The 11,115-nt window shown below is 63.6% G+C and carries 10 protein-coding genes; all 10 read right to left on the bottom strand.

Going from position 1 to position 11,115, the window contains the following annotated elements; genetic code table 11:
* Window positions 1-567: 567 nt before the first annotated feature.
* Entirely contained in the window at window positions 568-1,092 is a 525-nt protein-coding gene (locus tag BM070_RS22735) for a phosphoribosyltransferase (RefSeq protein WP_092942271.1), read from the bottom strand.
* Window positions 1,093-1,152: 60 nt separating this feature from the next.
* Entirely contained in the window at window positions 1,153-2,529 is a 1,377-nt protein-coding gene (locus BM070_RS22730) for an adenylosuccinate synthase (protein ID WP_092942269.1), read from the bottom strand.
* 29 nt (window positions 2,530-2,558) lie between these two features.
* Entirely contained in the window at window positions 2,559-3,707 is a 1,149-nt protein-coding gene (locus BM070_RS22725) for an ATP phosphoribosyltransferase regulatory subunit (protein WP_092942267.1), read from the bottom strand.
* Window positions 3,708-3,983: 276 nt separating this feature from the next.
* Complete coding sequence (hflC, locus tag BM070_RS22720) at window positions 3,984-4,880, bottom strand: protease modulator HflC (protein ID WP_092942264.1); 897 nt, start codon at window positions 4,878-4,880, stop codon at window positions 3,984-3,986.
* A gap of 9 nt (window positions 4,881-4,889) precedes the next feature.
* The gene (gene hflK, locus BM070_RS22715) at window positions 4,890-6,275 is read right to left on the bottom strand and encodes an FtsH protease activity modulator HflK (protein ID WP_092942260.1); all 1,386 of its coding nucleotides are present in this window, start codon (window positions 6,273-6,275) and stop codon (window positions 4,890-4,892) included.
* A gap of 54 nt (window positions 6,276-6,329) precedes the next feature.
* Complete coding sequence (gene hflX / locus BM070_RS22710) at window positions 6,330-7,469, bottom strand: GTPase HflX (RefSeq protein ID WP_175518584.1); 1,140 nt, start codon at window positions 7,467-7,469, stop codon at window positions 6,330-6,332.
* Window positions 7,470-7,566: 97 nt separating this feature from the next.
* Window positions 7,567-7,818, bottom strand: a complete 252-nt coding sequence (hfq, locus tag BM070_RS22705) for an RNA chaperone Hfq (protein ID WP_092942280.1) — start codon at window positions 7,816-7,818, stop codon at window positions 7,567-7,569.
* A 100-nt stretch (window positions 7,819-7,918) separates the two neighbouring features.
* The gene (der, locus tag BM070_RS22700; protein WP_092942254.1) at window positions 7,919-9,262 is read right to left on the bottom strand and encodes a ribosome biogenesis GTPase Der; all 1,344 of its coding nucleotides are present in this window, start codon (window positions 9,260-9,262) and stop codon (window positions 7,919-7,921) included.
* Window positions 9,263-9,273: 11 nt separating this feature from the next.
* Window positions 9,274-10,425 carry an outer membrane protein assembly factor BamB gene (gene bamB, locus BM070_RS22695; RefSeq protein WP_434803211.1) on the bottom strand — a complete coding sequence of 384 codons (1,152 nt, stop codon included), beginning with the start codon at window positions 10,423-10,425 and terminating at the stop codon, window positions 9,274-9,276.
* On the bottom strand, window positions 10,422-11,108 hold the full coding sequence (locus BM070_RS22690) for a YfgM family protein (RefSeq protein ID WP_092942247.1): 687 nt from the start codon (window positions 11,106-11,108) through the stop codon (window positions 10,422-10,424). The genes bamB and BM070_RS22690 overlap by 4 nt, the downstream gene beginning before the upstream one ends.
* Window positions 11,109-11,115 lie beyond the last annotated feature (7 nt).

Below are 11,115 nucleotides of genomic sequence, written 5' to 3'. Positions count from 1 at the left end.
TCGCTCTTTCGAGCAACTCATAAAAAAGAATTGAAGTGAACTTCACTTCTATCTCATGAGCGTTTGTAGTGCTAAGCACTAGTTCCAAAGAACTTGGCACTCGCCATCAAACGCCCACGCTTATCGGCTGTATATTTTTAAGGAACCGAAAGATCAGAATCTCTTCTTTTCTTTCAAGCTTTGCTGCGATCAGCAGAGCCTTGAATTCTAACAGGTTTTTTAAAGTCCTGTCAAACTTGAAGGTTATTCGCTTTAATCAACTTGCTTTCGCAAACCGCTTTCAGCGAAGCCCTCGATTATAACAGCATTTTTTAAACACCGTCAAGACCGAAGGTCTTTATTTTCACCTCACAGAACCGATCGCATCAGCAATCAACCCCGTTTAGCGGAGCCTTGAATTCTACACCGATTTTTCAACCAGCCGCAACTCAAAACCAACCTTTTTTCTCAACACCTCCGAAGCTCCTTTCGTTGCCTCGACTGCGCCAAGCCCGCTAGTGTACACAAGAATCGGGGCCCGGCGTCTTTTCCTGCAATCTTTTTCCTACAACCTGCTTGGGAGGCTCTTCAGACCCGCCACTTCTCTAGAAGCTTCTCAGGCGTCAGGCTGTCATAGCCTTCGAACGGTTGGTGGATCCAGGGGTTGGTGGGCAGGAATTCGACCGAGTAGTCCGGCACGAAGGTGGACAGCCCCTTGGTCCAGATCACTGCACTGCGCAACTCACTAATAGGAGAGTAGTTGCTCTTGAGCATCGAGATCACTGCGTTCAAGGTGTGACCCGAGTCTGCCAGGTCATCGACCAGCAGCACACGCCCGGCGATCTCGCCCTTGGGCGTGGTGATGAAGCGGGCGATGTCGAGATGTCCACGCACCGTACCGGCTTCAGCGCGGTAGGAACTGGTGGACATGATGGCCAGGGGCTTGTCGAAGATGCGGCTCAGGATGTCACCCGGGCGCAGACCTCCTCTGGCCAGACACAGGATGGTGTCGAACTCCCAACCGGACTGATGTACCTTCAAGGCCAGCTTCTCGATGAGGCTGTGGTACTCGTCATAGCTCACATAGAGATGCTTGCCGTCTTCCGTCAACATGAAAACTCCTAAATTCATAGCACCTAGCGCCCACACATAGGGCGCCAAGCGTCAAAAACATCAGCCAACCTGGTAGGGGTTGTGCATGAGGATGGTGTGATCCCGGTCGGGACTGGTGGAAATCATGGCGATGGGCACGCCCGTGACTTCCTCGATGCGCTCGAGATACTTCCGTGCATTGACGGGGAGTTCGTCATAGCGCGTCACGCCCACGGTGGAATCGGTCCAGCCGGGCATGCTTTGATAGATGGGCACGCAGCGTGCGATCTCTTCAGCGCCCATGGGCAGCAGATCGACCTTGGCGCCGTCGAGTTCGTAGCCGACGCACAGCTTCAGCTCTTCCAGGCCATCCAGCACATCCAGCTTGGTGATGCACAGCCCGGTCAGGCCATTCACCTGCGCGCTGCGCTTGAGCAAGGCGGCATCGAACCAGCCGCAGCGGCGGCTACGACCGGTGGTAACGCCCTTTTCGGCGCCCACGGTGCTCATGTGGTAACCCGGGGTACCCGGCTTTTCCCATTCCAGTTCAGTCGGGAACGGGCCACCGCCCACGCGGGTGCAGTAGGCCTTGGTGATACCCAGCACATAGTGCAGCAGGCCGGGGCCGACGCCCGCGCCGGCGGCGGCATTGCCCGCCACGCAGTTGCTGGACGTGACATAGGGGTAGGTGCCGTGATCGACATCCAGCAGCGTGCCCTGGGCGCCTTCGAACAGCAGGTTATCGCCGGCCAGATGCGCTTCGTTCAGTTCACGCGACACGTCGGCCATCATCGGCTTGAGCAGTTCCGCGTGCTTCATGGCTTCCGAATAGACCGCGTCGAACTGCACCTCGCCGTTGTGCAGATAGGGGCGCAGCGCCTCCGGGAAGACGAATTCACCCGAGCGCAGGAACGAGGTCAGCACATGGTTGTGCAGTTCCAGGAGTTCGCGCAGCTTGGCAGCGAAACGCTCCGGGTACTTCAGATCCTGCACGCGCAGGGCGCGGCGGGCGATCTTGTCTTCATATGCGGGGCCGATGCCGCGGCCGGTGGTGCCGATCTTTTCCACGCCGCCATGCTCGCGCGCAGCTTCACGCGCCACATCCAGTGCCGCATGGAAGGGCAGGATCAGCGGGCAGGCTTCGCTCACGCGCAGCCGGGAACGCACGTCCACGCCGGCACGCTCCAGGCCTTCGATTTCCTCGAACAGCTTGGCAGCCGACAGCACCACGCCATTGCCGATGTAGCACTTGACCCCGGGGCGCATGATGCCGCTGGGAATCAGGTGCAAGGCGGTCTTGACGCCATTGATGACGAGCGTGTGGCCCGCGTTGTGGCCCCCTTGGAAACGGACGACGCCCTGAGCACTCTCGGTGAGCCAGTCCACCAGCTTGCCCTTGCCCTCGTCACCCCACTGGGTTCCGACCACAACGACGTTACGACCCTTGCTTGCTTTCATTTCAAACCCGATTCCATTGTTCAAATGCTTCAGATAGGACGAACGGTCCACTGCCCGTTCACGTGCAACAGCTCTCTGTCACAGAGGAATTCATCCACTTCGCTTTCGTGCCCCGGCAGGACACAGACGACCGTCTCACCCTGGCGACGAAGCGCAGAGATCATCGACTCGACTTCAGCGCCCTCCCCCCACGGCGCGCGGACTGCGGCCCGGAGCGCACGAGGCGAAACAACGCTCACCAATTGCTTGATGTCCAGGCTGAAGCCCGCCGCCGGGCGGTTGCGCCCGAAGGCCGCCCCCACCTCGTCGTAGCGGCCACCGCGAACCAGCGCGTCGCTGGCACCCGGCGCGTACATGGCGAAGCGTGCGCCGCTGTAATAGGCATAGCCCCGCAGATCGGCGAGATCCACCGTGACCTGGGCCGAGGAGAGCCGCGACGCGATCGTGCGCAGCCCCGCCAGGACCGGCTTGATGCCCGGGAAGTCGCCGAGCATGCGCTCGGCGTCGTCCAGCACATCAATGCCACCGTAGAGCCGCAGCAGCGTTTGCAGGCCATCGCGGGAGGCCGCAGGCAACTGCCTGGTCAGATCGGCCAGCTCGCTCGAATCCTTGACGGCCAGCGCGTTCTGGATGCGCGCCAGATCGAAGTCTTCCTTGGGCACGTGCTGCAGCAGGCTGCGCACGATACGCACATCGGCCAGATCGACGCTCACGCTCTTGACCTTGGCCACCGCGAGGCACTCCAGCGCCAGAAGCACGCTCTCGATGTCGGCCTCCAGGCCGGAATGGCCGTAGATTTCCGCACCGAATTGCAGCGGCTCGCGCGTGGCATGCGGTTTGTCGGGTCGGGTGTGCAGCACCGGGCCGCAGTAGCACAGCCGGCTGACCCCCTTGCGATTGAGTAGGTGGGCGTCAATGCGCGCCGCCTGCTGCGTGGTGTCGGCACGCAAGCCCATGGAGCGACCAGAGAGCTGGTCCACCAGTTTGAATGTCTGCAGATCGAGCGCTTCGCCTGCGCCCGTCAACAAGGACTCCAAATGCTCCAGCAGAGGAGGCATGACCAGCTCATAGCCGTAGCTACAAGCCGTATCGAGCAACCCTCGGCGCAGTTCTTCGATATGCCGCGCCTCGGAAGGCAGCACATCAGCAATGTGATCCGGCAGGACCCAAGCAGACATGAGAAATCGGGTAGCTGTTAAAAACGCGATTCTACCGGGTGCGGCCCGCAAAGGCCTGCCCGACAAGTGCCGAACGCCCCCAAGGCGAAACGGCGATGGCACATGAATGGGCCCGGCATGGCGAAGCGAGGCACACAAGGCCGCGCGGAGTCAGGCGAGCAGAACCGTCAAGGAGGGGTTTGGGAGCTGGGTGCCACCGCAGTGGCAGAGAACCCAAGCCGACCTCGCAGGCCGCCCACTTGCGCGGGCCCATGCTGCGAGGCCAGCAGGCCGATGTCAGTTACGCGGTGCCGCCGATGGCGTGCCGCGGTAGGCCTTGAAGAACTCGGACGAAGAAGGATCGACGATCACGACATCGCTCTTCTTGTTGAAGCTGGATTTGTACGCTTCGAGGCTGCGATAGAACTGAGCGAACTGCGGATCGCGGCCAAAGGCCTCTGCATACGCGCGCGATGCTTCGGCATCCCCCTCGCCCTTGACCTTCTGCGCGTCACGGTACGCATTGGCGATCGTGATCTCGCGCTGCCGGTCGGCGTCGGCGCGGATCTTCTCGCCCTCTGCGGCGCCCGTGGAACGCAGTTCATTGGCGACGCGCTTGCGTTCGGCCTCCATGCGGCGATAGACGGACTCGGTGATGGCTTCGACGTAGTCGATGCGGGTGATGCGCACATCGACGACATCCACACCCCAGGGCTTGCTGCCGCGCACCGTGTCCAGCACTTCGCGCTTGACCTCGGCCATCAGCTCTTCACGCTTGCCGGAGAGCAGATCCTTCACCGTGCGGCGATTCACTTCTTCCTGGAAGGCGTTGCGCACCACGCGGTTGAGCTGGATCGCACCGGCGTTCTCGTCCAGGCCCACATTGCGGATGTATTCCAGCGGGTCCGAAATGCGCCAGCGCACGTACCAGTCGATGACGACACGCTGCTTTTCAGCCGTCAGCATCGACTCGGTATCCGTGCTGTCCAGGGTCAGCAGGCGCTTGTCGATGTAGCGCACGTTCTGGAACGGCGGCGGCAGCTTGAAGTTCAGGCCCGGCTCGGTGATGACTTCCTTGATCTGCCCGAGCGCATAGACCACGCCGAATTGGCGTTGATCGACGACGAACAGCATGGAGCTCAGCAAGGCCAGCGCCAGCAGCAAGGTGGAAGCGATAAATCCGACTCTGTTCACAACTCACTCCTAGCGGGCATCGCGCTCACGCGTGCGGCTGGTGTCACGCATGCGGGCATCATTCTGGAAGGCAGACGACGACGGCGTCGTCGCAGGAACGCTGGAGCTGGTCGCCGGCGGCGCTTCGACGGGGGCTCCGCTCGCGGCCGTGCCGGACACGTTCTGGGAGACGCTCTGCATGATCTTGTCGAGCGGCAGATACAGCAGGTTGGAACCCTGGCGCGAATCCACCAGCACCTTGGTCACGTTGCTGTACACCTGCTGCATGGATTCGAGATACATGCGGTCGCGGGTTACCTGCGGGGCCTTCTGGTATTCCGTCAGCACCGAGCTGAAACGTTGCGCATCGCCTTGCGCCTGCGCGACGATGCGTGCCTTGTAGGCAGCGGCTTCCTCGTTCAGGCGAGATGCAGCACCCACGGCGCGCGGGATCACGTCGTTGGCATAGGCCTGGGCCTCGTTCTTGGCGCGCTCGCGCTCCTGGCCGGCCTTCAGCACATCGTCGAACGCGGCCTGCACCTGCTCGGGCGGACGGACGCCGCCCTGCTGCAGGTTGATGCCGACCACTTCCACGCCGATCTTGTAGCGGTCCAGGATGGTCTGCATGAGCGCACGGACGCGGGGGGCGATCTGATCGCGCTCGTCCGCCAGCGCGGCGTCCATGCGCATCTTGCCGACGACTTCGCGCACCGCGGTTTCAGCGACCTGCACCACCGTGTCAGCCGGATTGCGGCTCTCGAACAGCCATGCGCGTGCATCGCTCAGCCGGTACTGCACCGCGAACTTGATTTCGACGATGTTCTCGTCTTCGGTCAGCATGGCCGACTCGCGCAGGCCCGTGCTCTTGATGACGTTGTCGCGCCCCACATCGACGGAACGGATCTGCGTGACGAACACCAGTTCATGCCGCTGAATGGGGTACGGCAGGCGCCAGTTGAAGCCGGCACCCACGGTGCCCTTGTACTTGCCGAATTGCGTGATGACCGCCTGCTGGCCTTCCTGCACGATGAAGAAGCCCGTGCCGAGCCAGATCAGCACGGCCACGCCTGCGATCAGGGCCACGCCCACGCCGGCGTTCTTCATGTCGGGCTGAAACCCGCCGTTGCCGCCGCCCGTCGGGCCACGGCCGCCACCATTCTTGCCGCCGAAAAGGCCGCCGAGCTTGCGATTGAGATCGCGCCAGAGTTCATCGAGATCCGGCGGCTGTCCCGCATTGCCCTGGTCTCTGCCGCGCTGTCCTTGGGGACGCTGCGCTGGAGGGGGATCGGAATCCGGGCGACCGGCACCTTCGCTCTTGTCGTCGCCACGCCCCCAGCGGGGGTCGTTTAAATTGAACATTCCCCGGATACGCTGGGGCAACAGGGCCCAACGGGGAGCGCGTCGATGCAGATTCATGCGGAAAGTCTCTGTTTCTCTGAAGACATGGAGCCGATCGGGCATTGTGCCCAATCAGCCATCACTGCCCGTCAATTCAGCAGTATCGCCAGGGGTCATGCCGTCCGTGCGGGCCGATATGCACGTCGCGGCCAGCTGGGCCCGCAACTGCGCCAGGCCTTCGCCCGTGCGTGCGCTCACGAAGATGCGGGGAACGGGGGTGCCGTCCAGCTCGTAGGTGTCCTGCCGCTGGGTCGCCTGGGCCTCGGGCGCCAGGGCATCCACCTTGTTGAAAACCAGCAGCTGCGGAACGTCCGACGCACCGATCTCCGCAAGCACCTTCTGCACCTGCGCGATCTGTTCGGGAAAGCCGGGGTTCGCCGCATCCACGACATGCAGCAGCAGATCCGCATCGACGGCTTCCTGCAGCGTGGCCTGGAAAGCATCCACCAGCCCGTGCGGCAGATCGCGGATGAAACCCACGGTGTCGGAGAGGGACACGGACTGCCCCGCCTCCGCCAAGTAGAGCTGCCGGGTCGTGGTGTCCAGGGTGGCGAACAGCTGGTCGGCCGCGTAGGCACGGGCCTTCACCAACGCGTTGAACAGCGTGGACTTGCCGGCATTGGTGTAGCCCACCAGCGAGATATTGAATGTGTCGCGCCGCTCACGCTGGCGGCGCTGCGTGGAACGCTGGCGCTTGACCTTGTCGAGCCGCTCACGCGTGCGCTTGATCGCCTCGTTGATCATGCGGCGGTCCAGCTCGATCTGCGTTTCGCCCGGGCCACCCCGGGTTCCGATACCGCCGCGCTGGCGCTCCAGGTGGGACCAGCGGCGCACGAGGCGCGTGCTCAGGTAGCGCAGCTTCGCCAGCTCCACCTGCAGCTTGCCTTCATGGCTGCGGGCGCGCTGGGCGAATATCTCGAGGATGAGCAGTGTCCGGTCGTTGACCGGCATTTCGAGCTGGCGCTCGAGGTTGCGCTGTTGCGCCGGGCTGAGGGCCTGGTCGAACAGCACTTCCTTCGCGCCATGCATCTGCGCGAGCATGCGGATCTCGTCGGCCTTGCCGCTGCCGACGAACAAGGCCGCATCGGGCGCCTTGCGCTTGCAGGTCAGCCGGGCCACGGGGTCGAGGCCGGCCGTCTGCGCGAGCAGACCCAACTCCTCCAGTTCCCCATCGAAATGGGGCAGCCCAAAATCAACGCCCACGAGAACCACGGGCGTGGCGGAAACCTCAGGAGTATCGGGAGAACTCAAGACAAATTGGAGCTAGAAGGCAAGAAGGAGATACGCCAATGGGATGGAAGCGCCAACGTCAGGCAGCAGCGTCGCTGTCGCCAGCTTCGGCCGTGCTGAAGTTCACGGCGCGGCCCGGAACGATCGTGGAAATGGCGTGCTTGTAAACCATCTGGGTCACGGTATTGCGCAGCAGCACCACGTACTGATCGAACGATTCGATCTGCCCCTGGAGCTTGATGCCATTGACCAGATAGATGGACACCGGCACATGCTCACGACGCAGTGCGTTCAGAAACGGGTCTTGCAAGAGTTGGCCTTTATTGCTCACGATATTCTCCGTGTTCAACGAATGTTGTTGTAAAACTGCACCATACCACAGCCCTGCAGCCCACCGGGCCACAAAGCCTTAGGTTCCGATGGACGGCCGATTACGCGTCGTCCTTGTCCGCAAAGGGATTGTGAGAGGTCTTCATCTCGATGCGCAGAGGCGTTCCGACGAGGTTGAACTCCTTGCGGAAGCGACCTTCGAGGAAGCGCTTGTACGCATCCGTGACATGTTCCAGCGAGTTGCCGTGGATGACGATCACGGGCGGGTTCATGCCGCCCTGATGCGCATAGCGCAGCTTCGGGCGGAACATGCCCGAACGCTTGGGGCTCTGGAACTGCACGGCCTCCAGCAGCAGCCGCGTCAGCACGGGCGTGGACATCTTGCACGTGGCCGCCTTGTGGGCCTGCGCGATCGAGGACCAGAGCGGCCCCAGGCCCTGCCGCTTCTTCGCGGAGATGAAGTGCAGCGAGGCGAACTTCAGGAACGAAAGCCGCGTCTCGATGGAACGCTCGAGCATCTGACGGCCGTAGTCATCGACCGCATCCCACTTGTTCACGGCCAGCACCACGGCGCGGCCGCTTTCCAGCACGTAGCCCGCGATGTGGGCATCCTGGTCGGTCACGCCTTGCGTCGCATCGAGCAAAAGCAGCACGACGTTCGCCGATTCGATCGCCTGCAAGGTCTTGACGACGGAGAACTTCTCGATGGCCTCGAACACCCGGCCCTTGCGGCGCAGCCCGGCCGTATCGATCAGCTCGAACTTCTGGCCTTGCCGTTCGAACGGAACGGAGATCGCGTCCCGCGTGGTGCCGGGCATGTCGAAGGCGACGAGCCGCTCTTCGCCCAGCCAGGTGTTGATCAGGGTGGACTTGCCCACATTGGGGCGACCGGCCACGGCCAGGCGGATCACGCCGGCATCCACCTGATCGGCGTCTTCGTCCGGATCGGGCAGCTGCAGCGGCGCGAGGGCCAGCTCCACCAGGCTGCGGATGCCCTGGCCGTGCGCTGCCGAGACGGGGTGGACCTCGCCCAGGCCCAGTTCGTAGAACTCGGCCAGCTGCGCGCCTTCGAGCATGCCTTCGGCCTTGTTGCCGACCAGCACGCAGGGCTTGCCCAGCTTGCGCAGGTAGTTAGCGATGTCGTGATCCTGCGCCGAGAGGCCCGCACGGGCATCGACCACGAACACGACGACGTCGGCCTCGGCCACGGCCTGCTGGGTCTGCTTGGCCATCTCCCGGTAGATGCCGGCGGAGGCATCGGGCTCGAAGCCCCCGGTATCGATCACGATGTACTCGTGCTTGCCCTGCTTGCCGTTGCCGTAATGCCGGTCCCGGGTCAGGCCGGCGAAATCGGCGACGATCGCATCCCGCGACTTGGTGAGCCGATTGAACAGCGTGGATTTGCCCACATTGGGCCGCCCGACGAGGGCGATGACTGGCTTCATTCTTACGCTTGTTATTCTGGGCGGAAGCCGTAGATGCCGCCGTTGCGGGTGACGACGACCAGGGTGTCGGACGAAGCCACGGGGCCGACCGACACGCCCGAGCCATCGGTGGTCAGGCGGTTCAGAGGGGAGCCATCTTCACGGGACAGCAGATGCACCAGGCCGGAGTCGTCGCCGATTACGACGGAGCGGCCCAGCACCAGGGGTGCCGACAGCTTGCGGTATTGCAGGCGCTCGGACGTCCAGGCCTTGGCGCCGTCCTGGCGCTTCCATGCGATGACCGTGCCGTTGCTTTCGGTGCCGAAGACCAGCTGGTCGTCGCCGTCCACGCCTTCGGCGCCGTTGGCAGGCTGGGTCCAGAGCGTGCTGCCACGCAGCGCGTTCACGCAACCCACAGCGGCCTGGAAGGCGCGCGCGCAGACCACGTCGCCCACGCGGCTCGTACGGCCGATGACCTCCACCAGCCGCTCGACGTCGTTGGTGCCGCGCGAGCTGGCCACGGGGGCCTCCCAGCGGATGCTGCCGTTATCAGGATTGAAGCCCACCAGCCGTCCGCCGAGGCCCGCCACCAGGGTGTCGCCCACCGCGATCAGCACGCCATGCTGGCGCAGGACGAGAGGATCGCCCGAACGCTGCTGGCTCCAGAGCTGCCGGCCGGTCGCCGCATCGAAGGCGGCAACGGAGCGGTTGGCTTCCAGCACGAAAACACGATTGCCCGCCACCAGGGGCGGCGTATAGGACTGCGCCTGCAGCGTCTGGCGCCACAGTTCGCGCGCATTCGCCAGCACGACGACGTCGTTCTTCTGCGTGACCACGGCCGTCCACTTGCCGTCGCTGCCCACGCCGGCGGACAGGGGCTCGCCCAGGGATGCACGCCAGATGTCGCCGCCCGTGCGTGCGTCGATGGCCGCCACGGCGCCATCGGCGGACGCCACCGTCACCACATTGCCGTTGACCTGGACTTCGAGCGGCAGGCCGGCGGTGGAGCCGATCTTGGCGGTCCAGGCCTGGCGCACGCCCAGGATCGGCACGTTGGGACCGAGGTCCGCCGGCTTGGGCTTGGAAGAGCCGCCCCACAGGGAACAGCCGGTCAGCAGCAGCGCGCCGGCCAGCAGAATGCCACCGGCCAGAGGCCGCTTCATCGCCATCAGACGACCCATCATTGAACACCTCCGGATGACGTGGCCACGGCCACGGACTGCTGCGGCACCGATGCCCCGAGGGCATTCAGCTTCACTTCCACCAGACGCCGGTAATCCACGCGGTCTTCGAAGGCCTTGTAGGCACGCTCGTATTCCGCGATGGCCTCGGCCTTCTTGCCCTGCAGCGCCAGCACGTCGCCCTTGCGGTCGGCGAAGGCCGCGTCGAAACCTGCCGGCACCGAACCCGACAGCTGCTTCATGGCTTCGTCGTAAGCCTTCTCGTCGATCAGCACGCCGGCCAGCCGCAGCCGGGCCAGGGCCTTGTAGCCGTCGTCGGATGCGTTCTGCGCCAGCCAGGTCAGCTCGGCCTTGGCAGCGTCCAGCTTGCCGGCATCGAAAAGCGCCTTGGCGGAGAGCAGCCCGGCCTGCCCGGCCTGGACCGTGCCGCCGTAGCGCGACTTCATGTCCGCAAAGACCTGCTCGATGCGGGCGGTGTCGGCGGAGGCGACGGCCGAATCCATGGCGTCGGCCAGCGCTGCGGCCTGGGAGGCCTGGCGGTTCTGCCAGTACTGGTAGCCGTTCCACGCGGCGATCGCACCGAACACCACGATCAGCACGCTGCTGATGAGCGTGCCCCAGGTGTTCCAGAAGTGCTTGATCTGATCCAGCTGCTCTTGTTCTTCGAGGTCGAAATGGTTTGCCATGATGTGG

It is taken from the genome of Paracidovorax wautersii (genome assembly GCF_900113035.1).
Classification (GTDB): Bacteria; Pseudomonadota; Gammaproteobacteria; order Burkholderiales; family Burkholderiaceae_C; genus Paracidovorax; species Paracidovorax wautersii.
The sequence above is the reverse complement of the archived record's forward strand: the minus strand, read 5'-3'. Positions and strand labels throughout refer to the sequence as shown.

Bases quoted from the DNA above. Each gene is read 5' to 3' on its own strand.
- BM070_RS22735 (WP_092942271.1), bottom strand. From the start codon at position 1,092: ATGTTGACGGAAGACGGCAAGCATCTCTATGTGAGCTATGACGAGTAC.
- BM070_RS22730 (WP_092942269.1), bottom strand. From the start codon at position 2,529: ATGAAAGCAAGCAAGGGTCGTAACGTCGTTGTGGTCGGAACCCAGTGG.
- BM070_RS22725 (WP_092942267.1), bottom strand. From the start codon at position 3,707: ATGTCTGCTTGGGTCCTGCCGGATCACATTGCTGATGTGCTGCCTTCC.
- hflK (WP_092942260.1), bottom strand. From the start codon at position 6,275: ATGAATCTGCATCGACGCGCTCCCCGTTGGGCCCTGTTGCCCCAGCGT.
- der (WP_092942254.1), bottom strand. From the start codon at position 9,262: ATGAAGCCAGTCATCGCCCTCGTCGGGCGGCCCAATGTGGGCAAATCC.
- bamB (WP_434803211.1), bottom strand. From the start codon at position 10,425: ATGATGGGTCGTCTGATGGCGATGAAGCGGCCTCTGGCCGGTGGCATT.
- BM070_RS22690 (WP_092942247.1), bottom strand. From the start codon at position 11,108: ATGGCAAACCATTTCGACCTCGAAGAACAAGAGCAGCTGGATCAGATC.